The 18,854-nt window shown below is 68.2% G+C and carries 15 protein-coding genes; 6 read left to right on the forward strand and 9 right to left on the reverse strand.

Going from position 1 to position 18,854, the window contains the following annotated elements; genetic code table 11:
* Positions 1–10: 10 nt before the first annotated feature.
* The 4 genes from KM176_RS10640 to KM176_RS10655 form a co-directional block, all read right to left on the reverse strand.
* On the reverse strand, positions 11–436 hold the full coding sequence (locus tag KM176_RS10640; protein WP_160896066.1) for a nuclear transport factor 2 family protein: 426 nt from the start codon (positions 434–436) through the stop codon (positions 11–13).
* 39 nt (positions 437–475) lie between these two features.
* Positions 476–1,585 carry an alkene reductase gene (locus KM176_RS10645; protein ID WP_160896065.1) on the reverse strand — a complete coding sequence of 370 codons (1,110 nt, stop codon included), beginning with the start codon at positions 1,583–1,585 and terminating at the stop codon, positions 476–478.
* 21 nt (positions 1,586–1,606) lie between these two features.
* Positions 1,607–3,253 carry a GMC family oxidoreductase gene (locus tag KM176_RS10650; protein ID WP_160896064.1) on the reverse strand — a complete coding sequence of 549 codons (1,647 nt, stop codon included), beginning with the start codon at positions 3,251–3,253 and terminating at the stop codon, positions 1,607–1,609.
* 87 nt (positions 3,254–3,340) lie between these two features.
* On the reverse strand, positions 3,341–4,462 hold the full coding sequence (locus tag KM176_RS10655) for a substrate-binding domain-containing protein (RefSeq protein WP_160896063.1): 1,122 nt from the start codon (positions 4,460–4,462) through the stop codon (positions 3,341–3,343).
* 347 nt (positions 4,463–4,809) lie between these two features.
* Here KM176_RS10655 and KM176_RS10660 point away from each other — a divergent pair, with 347 nt between their 5' ends.
* The 3 genes from KM176_RS10660 (at position 4,810) to KM176_RS10670 (ending at position 8,876) form a co-directional block, all read left to right on the forward strand.
* Entirely contained in the window at positions 4,810–5,817 is a 1,008-nt protein-coding gene (locus KM176_RS10660) for an ABC transporter permease (RefSeq protein ID WP_160896062.1), read from the forward strand.
* 12 nt (positions 5,818–5,829) lie between these two features.
* The gene (locus KM176_RS10665) at positions 5,830–8,310 is read left to right on the forward strand and encodes an ATP-binding cassette domain-containing protein (RefSeq protein ID WP_160896061.1); all 2,481 of its coding nucleotides are present in this window, start codon (positions 5,830–5,832) and stop codon (positions 8,308–8,310) included.
* A 101-nt stretch (positions 8,311–8,411) separates the two neighbouring features.
* Positions 8,412–8,876: a MarR family winged helix-turn-helix transcriptional regulator gene (locus KM176_RS10670; RefSeq protein ID WP_160896060.1), complete on the forward strand. Its 465-nt coding sequence runs from the start codon at positions 8,412–8,414 to the stop codon at positions 8,874–8,876.
* Here the strand turns inward: KM176_RS10670 and KM176_RS10675 are convergent, their stop codons facing one another.
* From KM176_RS10675 to KM176_RS10685, 3 genes are read right to left on the reverse strand one after another with little or no spacing between them, the layout of a single operon-like run.
* Entirely contained in the window at positions 8,877–9,377 is a 501-nt protein-coding gene (locus KM176_RS10675; RefSeq protein ID WP_160896059.1) for a gluconokinase, read from the reverse strand.
* 57 nt (positions 9,378–9,434) lie between these two features.
* A complete protein-coding gene (locus tag KM176_RS10680; protein WP_160896058.1) occupies positions 9,435–9,989 on the reverse strand; it encodes an amino acid synthesis family protein in 555 nt (184 codons plus the stop codon).
* Positions 9,986–10,567 carry an amino acid synthesis family protein gene (locus KM176_RS10685; protein WP_160896057.1) on the reverse strand — a complete coding sequence of 194 codons (582 nt, stop codon included), beginning with the start codon at positions 10,565–10,567 and terminating at the stop codon, positions 9,986–9,988. The genes KM176_RS10680 and KM176_RS10685 overlap by 4 nt, the downstream gene beginning before the upstream one ends.
* 216 nt (positions 10,568–10,783) lie before the next feature.
* Between KM176_RS10685 and KM176_RS10690 the strand changes: the two genes are divergently transcribed.
* From KM176_RS10690 to KM176_RS10700, 3 genes are all read left to right on the forward strand, one after another.
* Complete coding sequence (locus KM176_RS10690; protein WP_160896056.1) at positions 10,784–11,260, forward strand: Lrp/AsnC family transcriptional regulator; 477 nt, start codon at positions 10,784–10,786, stop codon at positions 11,258–11,260.
* A gap of 123 nt (positions 11,261–11,383) precedes the next feature.
* On the forward strand, positions 11,384–12,856 hold the full coding sequence (locus KM176_RS10695) for an NAD-dependent succinate-semialdehyde dehydrogenase (RefSeq protein ID WP_160896055.1): 1,473 nt from the start codon (positions 11,384–11,386) through the stop codon (positions 12,854–12,856).
* Positions 12,857–12,898: 42 nt separating this feature from the next.
* Complete coding sequence (locus KM176_RS10700) at positions 12,899–14,269, forward strand: aspartate aminotransferase family protein (RefSeq protein ID WP_160896054.1); 1,371 nt, start codon at positions 12,899–12,901, stop codon at positions 14,267–14,269.
* A 74-nt stretch (positions 14,270–14,343) separates the two neighbouring features.
* Here the strand turns inward: KM176_RS10700 and KM176_RS10705 are convergent, their stop codons facing one another.
* Positions 14,344–15,735 carry an efflux transporter outer membrane subunit gene (locus tag KM176_RS10705; RefSeq protein WP_236045272.1) on the reverse strand — a complete coding sequence of 464 codons (1,392 nt, stop codon included), beginning with the start codon at positions 15,733–15,735 and terminating at the stop codon, positions 14,344–14,346.
* On the reverse strand, positions 15,732–18,848 hold the full coding sequence (locus KM176_RS10710; RefSeq protein ID WP_160896053.1) for a multidrug efflux RND transporter permease subunit: 3,117 nt from the start codon (positions 18,846–18,848) through the stop codon (positions 15,732–15,734). Before KM176_RS10710 ends, KM176_RS10705 begins: the two co-directional genes overlap by 4 nt.
* Between the last annotated feature and the right edge of the window lie 6 nt (positions 18,849–18,854).

Raw genomic sequence — 18,854 nt, forward strand, 5'->3', positions numbered from 1 at the left:
CCCTCGAAGTTCAGAACGGGCTGTCCAGCACGCCGTCAAGGCGCGTGATCAGCCAGGCGTCGCCCTGCTTGGTCAGGTCGACCTCGTAATAGCCGGCGGTCAGCAGCTTGGTCTGGCCGCCCTCGCTGGAGGACAGGGCGACGTTGCACACGAGGCTCGCGCTGCTGTCGTCCTGCGCCCGCACGATGACATTCATCGTATTGTGTCGCCGCTGATCGGTCTGGGCGTCGCGGATCGACTTCAGGATCGAGACGATCTGGTCGCGCCCCTGCATCGGGCCCCACTTGATGTCGGTGCCGGTGACGACGCCGCCGCTGGTGGCGTCCTCGGTGAAGACGCTGCCCAGCATGTCGAAATCGTTCATGTCATAGCCCCAGGCATAGCGGGCAACGGCCTCGGTCATCAGGGCACGGTCGGCCATGGTCTGCGTGGTCATGGGATACTCCTCCTTGGATGGTCTGCTGCGCGGGCCGCCTCAGGCGGGCTGGGTCTCGGCCAGCGCGGGGTAATCGGTGTAGCCAAGCGCGCCGGCGGCGTACCAGCCCTCGGGGCGCGGATCGGCAAGCGGGGCGCGCTTGGCGATGCGGGTGACAAGATCGGGATTGGCCAGGAAGCCGCGCCCGAAGGCCACGGCCTGCACCTGTCCGGTGGCCAGCAGGTCGCTGCCCTGTTCCGGGGTCAGGCCGCCATTGCCGATGATCGGCCCGGCGAAATGCGGGCGCAGCGCCGCCAGGATCCGGTCGCGCGCCGGGTTGCCGAACCAGCCGTTCATGTCGGCAAAGTGCATGTAGCCCGCACCCAGCCCCTGCATCCGCTGCGCCAGATCGCTGTAGGTGGCGTGGGGGTCGGCTTCGCGGGTGTTGTTGTAGGCCGCATAGGGCGATACGCGGATGCCGATGCGGCCCGGCGCAAAGCTTTCGGCGATGGCGGCGAAGCTTTCGGTGAGGAAGCGGGCGCGGTTTTCCAGCGAGCCGCCATAGGCATCCTCGCGGGTGTTCAGCACGCCCGAGAGGAACTGGTGCGGCAGGTAGCCGTTGGCGGCGTGGATCTCGACCCCGTCGAAGCCGGCAGCCTTCGCCCGGGCGGCGGCGCGGCCGAAATCGGCGATGGTGCGGTGGATGTCGTCCAGGGTCATGGCACGCGAGGGGGTCGCCATGATCTTGGCATAGCTGCCGTTCGCCAGCCCGGCATAGACATCCACCATGCCCGGATCATCGTTCACCCCGCTGGGCGACAGCGGCGCCTGCCCGCCCAGCAGCGCCGCCGCCCCGGCCCGCCCGCAATGCCAGAGCTGGCAGAAGATCCGCCCGCCCTCGTCATGCACGGCCTCGGTGATCGGCTTCCAGGCCTCGACCTGGGCATCGGTGTAAATGCCCGGAGCGTATTCGAAGGCGCAGGTTTCGGCGTTGACATAGGTGCCCTCGCTGATGATCAGTCCGGCCGAGGCACGGGCGCGGTAGTACTCGCGCATGATCGGCTGGGGTACGCCCTCGCGGCTGGCGCGCGCGCGGGTCAGCGCCGGCATGACGATGCGGTTGGGCAGCTCCAGGTCGCCGATCTTCAGGGTGTCGAAATAGGTGCTCATGGGATCCTCCGGTCTTGTCCGTCAGGCGGTTTCGAAGCGCGGCGCGGGGGCCTCGCCTTGCAGGGAGCGGCCGCGGATCAGGTCCGCCGCCTTCTCGGCGATCATGATGATCGGGGCGGTGGTGTTGCCGCGCGGGATGATCGGCGCGACAGAGCCATCGACGATGCGCAGCCCCTCGGTGCCGCGCACCCGCAGTTCCGGATCGACCACCGTATCCGCCCCCGACCCCATGGCGCAGCTGGAGGTCGGATGCAGGCCGATCTTGACGTGATCGAGCACGTAATCGGCGATTGCCGCACGATCCGCACCCACCGCCGGGCCGGGCAGGCTTTCGCTGTCCACATAGGCTTGCAGCGACGGCGCGGCGCAGATCTGCCGCGACAGCTCGATCCCGTTGACCAGCGCGGTCAGGTCGGTCTCGTGCAGGAAGTTGGTACGCACCACCGGCATGTCGGCGGGATCGGCGCTGCGCAGGGTGATTTCTCCGCGCGAATGGCAGGTCAGGCACAGCGGCGCGAGCGAAAAGCGGTGATCCTCGGGGATCGGATCGCCCCAGCCTGCCGAAGAGACCGCCAGCGCGTTCAGCTGGATCTCGGGGCGGCCATCGCCGTCGAAGTCGAAATAGCCCCCCGCCTCGACCACGTTGGAGGCCAGCGGCCCGTGCCGGAACAGCAGCCATTCCAGCCCGTTGCGGATGCGGTTGAAGCCACGGTCCTGCCCGTAGAGGCTGACCGGCTGCTTCAGTGTCATGTCGTAGGGCACCATGGAGTGATCCTGGTAGCCGCGCCCGACGTTCTCGGACGCCACGCGGACCTCGATGCCGTGGCGCTTCAGCTGATCCACCGGGCCGATCCCGGAAAGCATCAGCAGTTTCGGGGTCATCAGCGTGCCGGCGCTCAGGATCACTTCGCGCGCCGCCCGCACCACCTCTTCGGAGCCATCGGGCCGGTGCAGCGCCACGCCGACCGCCCGCCGCCCCTCCAGCAGGATGCGGTTCACCCGGGACGAGGGGCGCACCACAAGGTTCTCTCCGCCCCGCGCCAGGAAGCTGCGCGCGGTGCTGGAACGCTCTCCGCGATAGCTCATGGTCTGGTAGTAGCCCGCACCCTCCTGGATGGCGCCGTTGAAATCATGGTTGAACGGGATCAGCTGGTTGCGCCCCGGCAGGGTGGTTTCCTGGGCGGCGCGCACGAAGGCTTCGGTCAGGACATGGCGATGCACCCCGTCGGAAACCCGCATCGGCCCGCTGGCGCCGTGATAGCGCCCCGACAGCCTGGCATTGCTTTCCGAGCGGCGGAAATAGGGCAGCACCTCCTCGTAGCTCCAGCCCGTGCAGCCCATTGCAGCCCAGTCGTCGTAATCCGCGTGCTGGCCGCGCGAATAGCACATCGCATTGACCGAGGTGCCCCCGCCCAGGGTCCGCCCCTGCATCACCACCAGTTCGCGGTCGTGGCAGCCGGGTTCGGGTTCGGTGTGGAACAGGAAGGTGCGCTCGGTGCCATGGGTGCGGAAGAAGCCGCCATTGGCCTTGATGAACAGGCTGCGGTCGTCGGGGCCTTCCTCCAGCACCAGCACGCGGGTGCCGGGATCCTCGGCCAGGCGGGCCGCGACGACGCTGCCCGCCGCCCCCGATCCGATCACGATGTAGTCGTATCTTGCGTCGCTCATGAAATCCTCCTTCGGGATGGGGCCCGGGCAGCCCCGAGGGGGCGGGGCGCCCGGGCATCCGGCCCCCGAAGGGACCGACTGCGGGGCCTACTGGCCCAGCATCGCCTTGAAGGCCTCACGGCTGAGGTAGGAGGAGCCGAAAGAGGCATCCATCGGCAGATCGCGGTCGCAATGCGGCGCCAGTTCGGGATCGTCGGACAGGCTGTCGGCAATCACCGTCGGTTCGATGATGCTGGGTTCGGTGTCGTCGATGCCGTTGTGATGGGCGAGGCCCTTGCGCAGCGCCAGACGGGTCTGCCAGGTGCCGCCGCTGAGGGTCAGGAACTGGAAGCCGGGCTCCTTGTCCTTCACGTCCTCGTAAAAGCAGTGCACCTCGTTGGCATCAACACCGGTGACGGCGACCAGAGGGCGCCCGGCATTCTGGAAGGCGCGCACCGCCCCCATGACGCCGGTGATGTAATCCGACAGCAGAAGGTCGATATGGTCGTACTTGCCCAGCAGCGCCGAGGTGGCCGAGGTATATTGCGCCGGATCCCAGTTGGTCACCACCGGGTCCTGAAGCACCTTGATATCGGGGTTCGCATCGAAGACCGGCTGCCAGCCCTCCCGGTAGCTGAGCGTCGGCTGGGCGCCGGGCGTGCCGCCAAAGGGCAGGACGTTGCCCTTGCCGTGCAGGTACTTCACGGCCCATTCGCCCCAAAGCTTGCCCTCGGCCTCAAGGTCCAGGGTGACGCGGGAATCGTAATTCACCCCCAGCTTCGCGGGCAGCGTGGTGCCGGTGTTGTACAGCACGACAGAAGCCCCGGCCCGGCGCGCCGCCTGCATCGCCCGCAGGTTCGACTGCACGAAGTCGAAGGACACCAGGATCACGTCGTAGCCCTGCGCGGTCAGCGACTGGATGTCCTGGATCTGCTGCTCGGGGTTGCCGCCGGCATCGGTATAGGCGACCTGGGTGATGTTGGGGCACTTGGCGGCCTCGTCCTCGAACTCGGCTCGGGCGGTCTTGCGCCAGGTGTTGCCGCCCCAGCCGTCCGACAGGGCGACGCGGATCGGCTTGGTGCCGCAGAACTGCTTGATGTCCTGGAACTCGGCCTCGGTGCCGACCTTGTCGGGCGCGAGGTCGAGGGCGCGGCCCTGGACCGGTCCGAGCGCCAGAAGGGCGGCGGTGGCACAGCCGAGCGCAAGGCCCGTCCGGCGAATGGATGTCATGGTGGTTCCTCCCGTTGCATTGGCAGCCCCCGGCGCTTCGCGGCTCCTCCAGAGCGTTTCGGCTCTCCGCTTTTGGGAAGGCCGGGATGCGGCTGCCTCCTGACGCTAGTGCGGGTCGGGGGCGGGGCGCTTGACTGACGCCGACAGTCGCTTGATCGCGGCGGCCAATCTCGCAGAGCGGGAAATACGTTTGCGTATGGTCCGGAGGGCTGTCCGCGCCAGTCAAGGGAATGACGGCGCCAGACAAGCGGGGCCACAACCTCAGGGCTAGCCTTGCAGATCATGCCGGGTCCGACAGGGGCCCGTTCGCACCCCGGGAGGACGGGGCGCACCCCAGGGAGGACAACATGACAAACCAGACGACAAGGGCCCTGTCGGGTTCCGGAACCGCCGATGCGGCGGACAGCGGACAGTGGCTGCGGGCCTTCTTTCGCCGCCCGCTGGGGCGCGCGCTGGCCGGGCTTGCCGCGCTGCTGCTGATCGGCGCGCTGCTTGAGCCGCGCTCGGTCGCGCCGGCGGTGCTGCTGACGATGCTGCCCTTCGCGGCGGTGCTCTGCGTGGCGTCGGTCGGCCAGCACCTGGTGATCCAGCAGCGCGGCTTCGACCTGTCGGTCGCCGGCATCATGTCGGCTTCGGCGGTGCTGGTGACGCAGCTGGCGGCGGGTGGCGGCAGTGGCCGCCTGGGGCTGGCAGTGCTGGCGACGCTGGCCTTTGGCACCCTTGCCGGGCTGGTGAACGGGCTGCTGATCCGGGCGCTCAGGATCACGCCGCTGGTCACCACCATCGGCATGAACGCGGTGATGCTGGGGCTGGCCTACGGGCTGTCGAACGGGGTGCCCGTCTCGGCGCATCCGGTGCTGGTCGGGCTGATGAACGGTCGCCTGCTGGGGGTGCCGCAGATCGCGCTGCTGGCCCTCGTGATGCTGGCGGTGGCGGTCTTCGTGCTGGCGCGCACCCGCATGGGGCGGCAGTTCATCGCGGTGGGGGTGAACCCCGCGACCGCCCGCGCCCTGGCCTTTCCGGTCGCACGCTACCAGGTGATGACCTATGCGCTGGCGGGGTTCGGCTTTGCCAGCGCGGCGATCCTGCTCTCGGGCTTTCTGACCACGCCGACGCTGCTGTGCGGGGTGCCCTACATGCTGACCACGGTCGCGGCCGTGGTGGTCGGGGGCAATCCGCTGAACGGCGACAAGGGCAGCCTGCCCGCAACGCTGATCGGGGCGCTGTTCCTGACCTACCTGAACCAGCTGGTGATCTCTCTGGGCTTCGCGCAGTCGATCCAGAACATCACCCAGGCCGCCATCATCCTGCTGGGCGTGGCCCTGCCCGCCGCCTTCCGCGGCACCACCCGCTGAGAGGAGGTTGCAATGACCCAGACCCCCGTCATCCGCCTGAGCGGCATCCGCAAGACCTTCGGGCGCACCGTCGCGCTGAATGGTGTCGACCTGTCGATCCGGCCCGGCGAAGTCCATGCCGTCGTGGGCGAGAACGGCGCCGGCAAGTCCACCCTGATCAACGTCGCCGCCGGGGTGCTGCGCGCCAGCGCCGGCACGATCGAGGTCGACGGCACCCCGGTTCCGGATCCCGATCCGGTCACCATGCGCCGGCTCGGCCTGTCGGTGGCCTACCAGCACCCCGCCCTGCCCGCGCATCTGACGGTGCTGGAATGCCTGGCGCTGGTGAACCCCGACTACGGGCGCCCCGGCGGCGCCGAGCGTGCCCGCGCGCTGATCGAGCGGGTCGCCGCCCCCGGCCTGCGCATGGCGCCCACCGCCCGCGTGGCCGATCTGTCCCTTGGCCAGAAGCACGTGGCCGAGATCGTCCGCGCCCTGGCCAGCAACCCCCGCGTTCTGGTGCTGGACGAACCGACCGAACCCTTCAAGGACGAGGACGTGCGCGCCCTCTTCGAGGTGATCCGCAGCCTGCGCGCCGAGGGGCTGGCCATCGTCTACATCTCGCACCGGCTGAACGAGGTGGCGCAGATTGCCGACACGCTCTCGGTGCTGCGCGACGGGCAGATGATCACCACACGCCCCGCCGCGGAGCTGAGCCATGACGAGGTTGTCGCGCTGATCGTCGGGCAGTCCCTGGGCCAGGTGTTCCCCTCGAAGACCCCCGCCGATGCGGACGCGGCGCCGCTGTTCGAGGTTTCCGGCCTGTCCGGTCCGGGCTTTCGCGATGTCTCCCTGCAGATCCGCCCGGGAGAGATCCTGGGCCTGGCCGGGGTCGAGGGGCAGGGCCAGCGCGAGGTGATGCGTGCGCTCGCGGGGCTGGAGCAGGCGCGTTCGGGCCGGATCGCCATTGCCGGGGTGCCGGTCGATTGCGCCAGCCGCGACAGTGCCCAGAAGGCCGGCATCGGCTTCGTGCCCGATGACCGCCACAGCGAGGGGCTGTTCCTGTCGCTCTCCGTGCAGGAGAACCTGGGCCTTGGCAACATGGACGCGCTGGCCCCCGGCGGGCTGGTCGCGGGGCCGGCAGAGGCCCGGCTGGCGGACCGCGCGATCCGCGACTTCTCGATCAAGACGCCGGGGCGGGGCACGCCGGTTTCCGCGCTCTCGGGGGGCAACCAGCAGAAGGTGCTGATCGCCCGGGAGGTCCTGGCCGCCCCCCGTGTCCTGCTGATCGACGAACCCACCAAGGGCGTCGACATCGGTTCGAAAAGCGAGGTCTACTTCCACCTGCGCCGCCTCGCGGCAGAAGGCATCGCCGTGCTGGTCGCCTCTTCCGACGGGGTGGAGCTGGAGGGGCTGTGCGACCGGGTGCTGGTGTTCAGCCGCGGTCAGATCAGCGCCGAGCTGTCGGGCGATCAGGTCAATGACGAGGCGATCACCGCCGCCAACCTGCAATCGACCTCCCGCCGGGAGGGGCGGGCCGAGGCGCGGCGCGGCCCCTCTCTGCGTGCGCGCATCGCCGGGCACGATCACTTCCCGGTGCTGGTGCTGACGGTGCTGGCCGCCGCGATTTCGGTCTGGGCCAGCAGCGCGAACGGCAATTTCCTGTCGGCCTACAACATCGGCATCTTCCTGTCGTTCCTGAGCGTTCTGGCCTTCATCTCCTTCGCGCAGCTGGCGGTGATGCTGGTCGGAGAGATCGACTTTTCCCTGGGTCCCATGGCCGGGCTGGTGGTGGTGGTCGCCTCCTTCTGGCTGCCGGATGGCAATGGCGCCGGGGCGCTCGGGCTGGGAGCGGTCGGGATCCTGGCGCTGACCACGCTGATCGGCGCGGTGCAGGGGCTGCTGATCATCTGGCTCAGGCTGCCGTCCATCGTGGTGACCCTGGCCTCCTTCTTCGGGCTTCAGGGGGTGTCGCTGCTGCTGCGCCCGCTTCCGGACGGGGCCATCGCCTTCGATCTCAGCACCTTCTTCACCTCGAAGCTGGTTCTGCTGCCGGTGGCGGCGGCGCTGGCGCTGCTGGCCTGCCTGGGCTTCGAATGGATGACCTTCCGCAGCCGCACCGGGCGGGCGCTGCGCGCGATCGGCTCGGACGGGGCCTCGGCCTTCCGGCTGGGGCTGCGCCGCACGGTGACGGTGCCGGCGGTCTTCGCGCTGGCCGGGCTGCTGACCGGCATCGGCGGGCTGATCCTGGCCGGGGAAGTGGGCTTTGGCTCTCCGACCACGGGGATCAACTACAGCCTGATGTCGATCACCGCCGTGGTGCTGGGGGGCGCGATCATCAGCGGCGGGCGGGGCAGTTTCCTTGCGACGCTGTTCGGCGCGATCCTGGTGCAGGTCAATGCCTCGGCCACCTCCTTCCTGCAGCTGGGGACCGAATGGCAATACCTGCTGGTCGGGCTTTCGACGCTGCTGGGCGCGGGCTTCTACGCCCTGGCCCGGCGCCGCCCGGCCTGAGGCAATCGCCGGGCCAGGGCCCCGGGCACCGTCGCCCGGGGCTTGAAACGGGTGATTTTTCTCGTATACCGGGGGATCTTTTCACCTCCGGATGCTCCGTCATGCTGCAGACCTTCTTCCCCTACCAGCTTGCGGTCACCGCCGAGGCGTTCTCGCGCCACCTGGTCGAGGTGTATCAGCATGACTACGGCTTCAGCCGCGAGGAATGGCGGTTCCTGTTCCTGCTGGCCGGGGAAGAGAGCCTGTCTTCGCTGGACCTGGCGCGGCGGTCGTCGATGGACCGGGTGCAGGTCAGCCGCGCTGCCAGCCGGCTGGAGCAGAAGGGGCTGATCCGCCGGACCGTCTCGCTTCAGGACCGGCGGTTGCGGATCTACAGTTGCACCCCGAAGGGGCGTGCGCTGTTCGAAGAGGCCTATCCCCGGGTCGCGGCCCGGGCCGAGGCGATCCTGGGGCGGCTGTCGCCGGAGGAACGCGCGGCGCTGGAACTGGGTCTGAATGCCCTGCTGAACGCCGCCCGGGCCGATGCGGTCGCCGCGACGGATGCGGATCGCGATGCAGCCGAATAGCTAGCCCAGCCGCGCCAGCGCCGCCGCCCGCAGCGCCTCCGGCGCCATGGTGGCATCCAGGGTGCCGCCGGCCTCCTGCGGCCCCAGCGGTTCCAGCGCGGCGAACTGGCTGTCGGCCAGCACCGGGTTCATGAAATGCCCTTCGCGCAGGGCCAGCCTGCGGCGCACCTCTGCGATCCCGATCGCCAGGTGCAGGAAGAACACCGGCCCGTCCGCCCGCAGCCGGTCGCGGTAGCGCCGTTTCAGCGCCGAACAGGCCACCACCACTCCGCCCCGGTCCTGGTCAAGCTGTCGCATCTTGGTGGCGACGGCATCCAGCCAGGGCGCGCGCATGGCATCGTCCAGCGGCACGCCACGGCTCATTGCGGCAATGTTTTCGGGGGGATGCAGGCGGTCGGCCTCAAGGAAGGGCAGCCCCAGCCGCCCGGCCAGCGCCTGTGCCAGGCTGGTCTTGCCGCAGGCGGTCACGCCCATCACGACGATCCGGCGGGGGGCGGTCATGGCGCTCTCCTGTTTGCCGGCCCGGGCTAGCATGTCCGGGCCGGGGGCGCCAAGGGATCACAGCTCGGCGGTGCTCTTGCCGCCGATGCGCGGCAGCGGGCGACTGCCATCGGTCACCGCCACCGCGATCAGGATCTCGTTGCCGCGGGGGGCATCGGGGATATGCGCTTCGATGGCATCGAAATGGCTGCGCACATAGGCGTCGTCCTTGTGGCCCAGCGGGATGTCGATGGCCGTGCCCGCCCGCCCGCGCTTCTTGGCCGAGGGGATCAGCGCCGGGCCGCCGCCCAGCACCGCGCGGAACGGCGCGCCCAGCTTCGGGTGCAGCAGCGCGCCGGCATGTTCCAGCTCTCCGTCGGTGCCCACGATCGCGGCCTTGCCAAAGCTTTCCGCCCGCGCATCGGGACCAAGCGCCGCCAGCGCGCGACGCGGCAGCAGATCACCCAGCTCCTCGCCCATGGCGATCAGCTCCGAGAGGTCCCCGGCGTAGCGCCCCGCGAAGGGGTTCTCGATCACCGCCATGGCGACGGCGCGGCGCAGCGGCGCGTTCAGCACCACGTCCTGCTCCGAGAGGGTGTCCTCGACGAAGGTGACCAGGGTCCGGATCTTCACCGCAGCCCGTCCTTCTTGCTGATCTCGGCGGCCTTCAGACCACCGACGCGGGCATGGACCCGGGGGCCGGTGGTCATCGCCAGCGCCACCACGATCTCATCGGGTTTCGGGGCGTCGGAAATCCCGGCGGTCACGGTGTCGAAATGGCTGCGCACGTAGGAGGCGTTGACATGGGTGATCGGCAGGTCGATCTCGGTCCCCGCAGGGGCGACCTTCTTGGTCGAGGGCACGATGGCCAGCGCCTCGCCCAGGGCGCCGCGCATCGCGTAGCCGCCCGGCACATGCCAGAGCGCGCCATGCTCCAGCTCGCCCTCAACGCCGACGATGGCGCCCTTGCCATAGCCCTCGATGCGCGCCGGATCGCCGCCAAGCGCGGCCACCAGACGATCCGCCAGCTCAGCGCCCAGCGGTTCCAGCGCCTTCATCATCGGGGTGATGTCGGCCTCGTAATGCCCGGCATAGGGGTTGGCGATCACCGCCATGATCACCCCCTTCTTCTGCGGCACCTCGGCCACCGGGCCGCCTTCGTGCAGGATCTCGTCCACCCGGCACATGATCTTGCGCACCTTGATTTCCATCGCTCTCTCCTTGCCGCCGCCTGCCGGCGTTTTTGTTTGAGTACATCTGAATATCGCCCCGGGCCAAGCCTCTTGGCGCCGGGCCCCGCCGTTTCGCGCGGAATTTCCGCCCCGCTCCGCGTCCCGGCCCGTTCGGCAGGCGCCGGGTCTACTCTCGGGGCGGGAACTGTGGCAGGAAGGGCGGGCCCCTGCCCCGGCCAAGGAACCCCGCCTCCCATGCACCCCCTCGATGCGCGAGATCTTGCCATCCTCAAGGCCGTTTCCGCCAATGGCCGCCTGACCAAGACCGAACTTGCCGCGCAGGTGGGCCTGTCGGCGACACCCTGCTGGACCCGGCTGAAGCGGCTGGAGAGCGCGGGCATCATCGAAAGCTACGGCGCCCGGATCAGCCTGCGCAAGATCGCCCCGCATGTCACCGTCTTCGTCTCGGTCGAGCTGGCCGAGCACAACGCCGCCAGCTTCCGCATCTTCGAGGAGGCCATGACCCGCTTCGACGAGATCACCGCCTGCTGGGCGCTTGGCGGCGGCTTCGACTACCTGCTGCAGGTCGTCACCCGCGACATCGAAAGCTACCAGATCCTGATCGACGAGATGCTGGAGGCGCGGATCGGGCTGGCGCGCTACTTTACCTACGTGGTGACCAAGCCGGTGAAGGGACCGGCATTGCCGCCGCTGGACCTGCTGATGCGCTGACAGTCCGCCCGGACTGTTCCGCCCCCCTCGGGCAGACCGGACCGGCTGTTCCGGCGCCTTCTTCGGACCAACCCTGCTGTGCAGAGATGCCAGCATGGGACCAACCGAGAGGGAGCCTGCGCCATGCAACTGACCGACATCCGATCCCGCATCTGCTCTGACGCCGCGCTGTTTCGCGATGCGTCCCATATCGACGGCCAATGGGTCAGCGGCAAGGGCGACCGCCGGATCGCCGTGACGAACCCGGCCGACGGCACGCTGCTGGCGCGTGTCGCCGCGCTGTCGGCCAGCCAGGCGCGCGGGGCCGTGGATGCCGCCCAGGCTGCCTTCGCGGGCTGGTCCGGCCTGCTGCCCCAGGAGCGCGCGCAGGTCCTGCGCCGCTGGTACGCGCTGATGATCGCCCACCGGGAAGACCTGGCCCGGCTGATGGTCCTGGAACAGGGCAAGCCGCTGTCGGAGGCGCGCGGAGAGATCGACTATGCCGCCGCCTTCCTGGAATTCTACGCCGAGGAGGCCCGCCGCCCGAATATCGAGGGGGTGACCAGCCATCTGCCCGACGCCGAAGTCGAGCTGTGGCGCGAACCCGTGGGGGTTGCGGCGCTGGTGACGCCCTGGAACTTCCCCTCGGCCATGCTGACGCGCAAGGCCGGGGCGGCGCTGGCGGCGGGCTGCACGGTGGTCGCGCATCCCTCGGCGGAAACCCCGCTGTCGGCGCTGGCGCTGGCGGAACTGGCGCAGCGGGCGGGCCTGCCGCCGGGGGTCTTCAACGTCGTGACCGGCGAGGCGCCGGAGATCGTCGGCGCCTGGACCGTCGATGCCCGGGTGCGCGCCCTGTCCTTCACCGGCTCCACGCAGGTGGGCAAGCTGCTGTACCGCCAGAGCGCCGACACGGTGAAGCGGCTGGTGCTGGAGCTGGGCGGCCATGCCCCCTTCCTGGTCTTCGCCGATGCCGACCTGGACCGCGCGGTTGCCGAGGCGGTGAAGGCCAAGTTCGCCACCACCGGCCAGGATTGCCTGGGCGCCAACCGCTTCCTGATCGAACGCCCGCTCTACGAGGCCTTTTGCGCCAGGTTCACCGCCGCGGTCGAAAAGCTGACCCTGGGCCCGGGGATGGAGGACCGCGACCTTGGCCCGCTGATGAACGAGGCCGCCGTGGCCAAGCAGGAGGAGCACGTTGCCGATGCGCTGGCCCGGGGCGCGACGCTTTTGGCCGGCGGCAGCCGCGATCCGCAAGGGCCGCTGTTCTACCGCCCCACGGTGCTGGCCGGGGTGCCGCAGGAGGCCCGGATCATGTCCGAGGAAACCTTCGGCCCGGTCGCGGCCCTGGCCCCCTTCGACACCGAGGACGAGGCGATCAGCCGCGCCAATGCCACCGAATACGGGCTGATCGCCTATCTGCACACCGCCGATCCCCGCCGGATCTACCGCGCCTCGCGCGCGCTCGGCTTCGGCATGGTGGCGGTCAACCGCACCAAGGTCACCGGCGCACCGATCCCCTTCGGGGGGATGAAGCAATCGGGTCTGGGCCGCGAGGGTGCCCGGCTCGGAATGGAGGCCTTCACCGAGGTCAAGTATCTCTGCCGCGACTGGTCCTGAGGACCCTGCCGCCGCGGCCAAAGCATAACGAAAGGACGGATCATGCTGAAGAACACCAATCTGGAAGAGTGGGACCGCGCGAACTTCTTCCACCCCTCGACCCATCTTGCGGAATTCGCGCGCGGCAACCTGCCCCAGCGGGTCGTGACCGGCGGCAAGGGAGTCCATATCGAGGACAGCGCCGGCAACCGTCTGCTGGATGCTTTCGCCGGTCTCTACTGCGTAAACGTCGGCTACGGTCGCCCCGAGATCGCCGAGGCCATCGCCGAGCAGGCGAAGGAGCTGGCCTATTACCACGCCTATGTGGGCCATGGCACCGAGGCCTCGATCACGCTGGCGAAGATGGTGCTGGACCGCGCGCCGAAGGGCATGAGCAAGGTCTACTTCGGCCTTTCCGGGTCCGATGCGAACGAGACCAACGTCAAGCTGATCTGGTACTACAACAACATCCTCGGCCGTCCCGAGAAGAAGAAGATCATCTCGCGCTGGCGCGGCTACCACGGGTCCGGGCTGATGACCGGCTCGCTCACGGGGCTGGCGGCCTTCCAGCAGAAATTCGACCTGCCGCTGGACCGGGTGATCCACACCGAGGCACCCTATTACTACCGCCGTCCCGACCTGAACATGTCCGAAGCCGATTTCGTCGCCCATTGCGTGTCCGAACTTGAGGCGCTGATCGCGCGTGAGGGGGCCGATACCATCGCCGCCTTCATCGGCGAACCCGCCCTTGGCACCGGCGGCCTGGTGCCCCCGCCCGAGGGCTACTGGCCCGCGATCCAGGCGGTGCTCGACAAGCACGACATCCTGCTGGTCGCGGATGAGGTGGTGACGGGCTTCGGGCGGCTCGGCTCCATGTTCGGCTCCGATCACTACGGGATGCGGCCCGACCTGATCACCATCGCCAAGGGGCTGACCTCGGCCTATGCGCCGCTGTCGGGCTCCATCGTGGGGGACAGGATGTGGAAGGTGCTGGAAGAGGGCACCGACCGGTTCGGCCCGATCGGCCATGGCTGGACCTATTCGGCGCATCCGATCGGGGCCGCCGCCGGGGTGGCCAACCTGAAGCTGGTGGACAGCCTGAAGCTGGTCGACAATGCGCGCGACACCGGCGCCTACCTGAAGGCAGCGCTCAAGGATGCGCTTGGCGATCACCCGATGGTCGGGGACATCCGCGGCGAGGGGCTGCTTTGCGCGGTGGAATTCGTCGAGGATCGCGACAGCCGCACCTTCTTTGCTCCCGCCAAGGGCGTCGGGGCTGCGATCAACACGGCGCTGCTGGCGCGCGGCGTGATCAGCCGGGCCATGCCGCAGGGCGACATCCTGGGCTTTGCCCCGCCGCTTTGCCTGAGCGAGGCCGAGGCGGACGAGATCGTCGGCAAGCTGAAGGGCGCGGTGAGCGAGGTTCTGGGCTGAGACAACGCACCCGGAACGAAAAAGCCCCGGACGGTGCGACCGTCCGGGGCTTTCTGCATCTTGCGGGCCGCCGCTTACTTGGCCGGGGCCTTGGGCGGCAGCGGCTGCTCTTCGGGGCTTTCGGCATAGCCGGCGCCCGCGCCGATGGCGATCTGCAGCGTCGCCCATTGCTGGGCCGCCTGATTGCGCGCCGAAGCCGCCGAGATCCGCGCCGAAGCCTCGGAACGGTCGGTATCGAGCAGGTCAAGCAGCGTCATCGCACCGTTGCGGTAGGTGGTCTGTGCCAGTCCAAGCGCGCGCGAGTAGCTGTCGGCGGCCTGTTGCAGCTGGGCCGCCTGGGCCCGGTACTGCTTCAGGTTCGACTGCGCGACCTGAACATCCTCGACCGCGCCGGAGATCGTGGAGCGGTAGTCGATCTCGGCCTGCTTTGCGGCCGAGACCTGCGCATCGCGCGCCGCCCGCAGCGATCCCTGGTTGAAGATCGCCTGGGTGATCGAGGGTCCGAAGCTCCAGCTGGTGGTGGAGCTGGTGCCCGACACCGTCCCCGAGAGCGTCAGCGACGGATAGAGATCGGCCTGCGCGACGCCCACATCGGCGACCTGCTGATGCAGCACCGCCTCGTAGTAGCGCACGTCGGGACGGTTGCGCAGCAGATCCGCCGGCACGCCGGTGGCGATGGTGCCCGGGATCGAGAGCTGCGGCGCGCCCTTCTCCATCTTCTGCATCAGCGGCCCGGCGGGCACGTTCAGCAGCGTCGCGATGGCGAAGACCTGGGCGCGGAACTGCGCCAGGTAGCTGGGCAGATCGGCCTGGGCCGACTGCAGCGCCGCCTGGGCCTCGGCCACCTCGTAATCGGTGGCCGCGCCCGCGTTCAGCTCCTGCTGGGTGATGTCCAGCGTGCCCTTGCGGGTCTCGATGGTCTTGCGGGTCAGCTCCAGTGCCTGCTGGTAGTAGCGCGCATCGGCGTAATCGGCGACCAGCTCGGCCAGCCAGGCCAGCCGCTCGGTGCCGACATTGGCCTGAGAGGCCGCCAGGTTGGCCTTTGCGGCCTCCTGTTCCCGCCGCACGCCCCCGAAGAGGTCGATCACGAAGCTTGCCCCCAGAGAGGAGGTCGTGCTCCAGCTGGCGGTGCCGCCATCGGTCCCGGCACGGGTCTTGTCGACCTCGGCCGAGCCGCTGAGCGCGGAGTTGATTCCGGTCTGACGCAGCTGCGCGCGCGCCTGGCGGATCCGCTCCTGGGCCTGGAGGATCGACAGGGACTGCTTCATGCCGGTCTCGACCAGCTCGTTCAGCATCGGGTCCTTGTAGTCGCGCCACCAGGGCCGGTAGGCGACCTGGGCCAGAGGCCCGCTGTCGCCGCCGACGAACTGGCGCGTCACCGCGACGTCCGGCGCCTTGTAGTTCGGCCCGACCGCAGCGCAGCCCGCCACCAGCACCAGCGGGGCCAGTTTCATCAATTGCATCATGCTGTCGTCTCCTTGCGGCCCTTGCCGCCCTTGGACCTGCCGACCATGCGGCGGACTGCAACGTAGAGAACCGGAACCATGACGATGCCGAAGACAGCCGAGAAGGCGATCCCCCCGAGCATCCCGATCCCGATCGAGTTCTGGGCATTTGCCCCCGTGCCGCTGGCGGTGGCAAGGGGCAGCACGCCCAGACCGAAGGCGAAGGTGGTCATCAGGATCGGACGCAGACGCATCCGGGCCGCGGTCTTGACCGCCTCCAGTAGCTCCATGCCCTCTTCCCTCAGCTTCTCGGCGAATTCCACGATCAGGATCGCGTTGCGCGCCGCCAGGCCGATGGTCGTAAGCATGCCCACCTTGAAGTAGACATCGTTCGACTGGCCGAACCACAGCGCCGTGACCAGCGCACCCAGCAGGCCCACCGGCACCGCCAGCATGACCGCGAAGGGCACCGACCAGCTTTCGTAAAGCGCCGCCAGCGCCAGGAACACCACCACGGCCGACAGGGTATAAAGCATCGGCTCCTGGTTGCCCGAAAGCTGTTCCTGATAGCTGAGGCCGGTCCAGGCCAGCTGGTAGCCGTTGCCCATCTCATCGACGACCTTCTGCATCTCGTTCATGGCATCGCCGGAACTGACACCGGAAGCGGCAGAGCCCTGAAGCTCCAGCGCGTTGACGCCGCCGTAGCGGGCGATCTTGGTGTAGGTCTTGCCCCAGGTCTGCGTCGAGAAGGCCGAAAGCGGCACCATCTCGTCATCGGAGTTGCGCATGTACCAGTCGTTGATGTCGCCGGGCTGCATCCGGTAGGGCTGATCGCCCATGACCCGCACGTCGCGCAGCTTGCCATCAAGGGTGAAGTCGTTGACGTAGCTGCCGGCGAAGATCGTCGAGAGGTTGTCGTTGATGTCCGAGATGGTCAGGCCAAGCGCCTGGGCCTTCTGCGGATCGAGGTCGATCGAGAGCTGCGTCTTGGCATTCGCCTCGTAGCCGCGCACCGAGGTCACCAGACCCGAGGCCTGCGCCTGCTGTGCGACCTTGGCGGCGGTCTCGCGCAGCGCGTCAAGCCCGTGGTTGCCCTGGTCGATCAGGTACATGGAGAAGCCCTCGGAGGAGCCCATGCCCTGGATCGGCGGCGGTTGCAAGAAGAACACCTGGCCATAGCGCCCGGAAGCGAAGTGGATGTTCGCCGCCATCGCGATGGAGGCCGCGGTGACACCGGGACGCTCTTCCAGGTCGCTCAGCTTGACGAAGAGCATGGCGTTGTTCTGCCCCTCACCGTCAAAGCCGAAGCCGATGGCCGAGAAGACGCCCTTGATCTGGTCCTTGTAGTTGGTCTCCATGAAGTCGGTGATGGCTTCGACCGTCTTCTTGGTCTGGGCCCGGGTGGCGTTCTGCGGCAGGGAGATCGAGGACATCAGCACGCCCTGATCCTCGGTCGGCACGAAGCTGGAGGGCAGCTTTTCGTAGACCGAATAGATGCCGAAGCCGACGGCGGCGACCACGATCAGCATCCGGAAGGGACGCTTCATCAGCCGCGCCACGGTGCCGGTGTAGCCGGTGTTGAGCCGGTCCATGCCGCTGTTGAACTTGCGGGCGGGCCAGATCTTCTTCTTGCCGTGCTGGTTCTTCAGCAGGCTGGCGCACATCGCAGGCGTCAGGATCAGTGCCACCAGCAGCGAGAGCACCATCGCCGAGATGATGGTGACCGAGAACTGGCGGTAGATGATGCCGGTCGATCCCGACATGAAGGCCATGGGCAGGAACACCGAGGACAGCACCACCACGATGCCGACCAGCGCCGAGGAGATCTCCTTCATGGATTTCTCGGTGGCGGCAACGGCGTCGAGGTGTTCCTCTTCCATCACCCGCTCGACGTTTTCCACCACGACGATGGCGTCATCGACCAGCAGGCCGATCGCCAGCACCAGGGCGAACATGGTCAGCGTGTTGATCGACAATCCGGTTGCCGCCAGTACCCCGAAGGTGCCCAGCAGAACCACCGGCACCGCGATGCAGGGGATGATCGTGGCCCGCCAGCTTTGCAGGAAGACCAGGATCACAACGAAGACCAGGATGATGGCTTCGATCAGGGTATGGTAGATCTGGTTGATCGACTCCTGGATGAAGGGGGTCGTGTCGTAGGGATAGACCACCGACACGCCTTCGGGCAGGGCCGATTTCAGCTTGTCGATGGCGGCATGCACGCGTTCGGAGGTGGCGACCGCGTTGGCGCCGTTCTGAAGGTTGACGCCGAAGCCGACGGCGTTCTTGCCGTCGTACTGGCCGAGGACGGAATAGGAATCGTCGGCCAGTTCGATGCGGGCGACATCGCCCAGATAGACCGAGGACCCGTCATCGGTGGTGGTCAGGACGATCTTGCGGAAGTCGTCCACGGTGGAAAGCTGCGACTGCGCCTTGAGAGAGATGGTGACCTGCTGGCCCTGGGCACTGGGCAGATCGCCGAGCGAGCCGACGGTGACGTTGGTGTTCTGTTCGGAAACGGCGCTGGTCACATCCGACGGCGTCAGCCCGTACTTGTAGAGCTTGGCCGGATCGAGCCAGATCCGCATGGCATATTCGGAGCCGAACATCTGGATGGAGCCGACGCCCTCCAGACGCTGCACGGTGTCCTCCATGGAGTTGGAGAAGTAGTTCCCCAGCTCGACGTTGGACATGGAGTTGTCATCCGAGACCAGCGCGCCCACCATCAGGATGGAGCTGGTCGAACGGGTGACCGACACCCCGGTCTGGGTGACCGCGGTGGGCAGAGAGCTCTGGACGAGCTGGAGCTTGTTCTGCACCTGCACCTGGGCCATGTCGGCATCGGTGCTGGAGTTGAAGACCAGCGAGATCTGGGAGGACCCCTCGCTGGAGTTCGAGGTCATGTAGAGCAGGCCGTCGAGGCCGGTCATGCCGTCCTCGATGACCGAGGTCACGCTGTCGGCCACGATCTGGGCCGAGGCCCCGGTATAGGTGGCCGAGATGCGCACGGTCGTGGGCGCCACTTCGGGATATTGCGAAATGGCGAGCGACTTCAGACCGAAGGCCCCGGCGATCATCAGCAGGATCGCGAGGACCCAGGCGAAGACTGGGCGACGGATAAAGAACTGGGCCATGAGCGG

Source organism: Pseudooceanicola endophyticus (genome assembly GCF_018760365.1).
GTDB lineage: Bacteria > Pseudomonadota > Alphaproteobacteria > Rhodobacterales > Rhodobacteraceae > Pseudooceanicola > Pseudooceanicola endophyticus.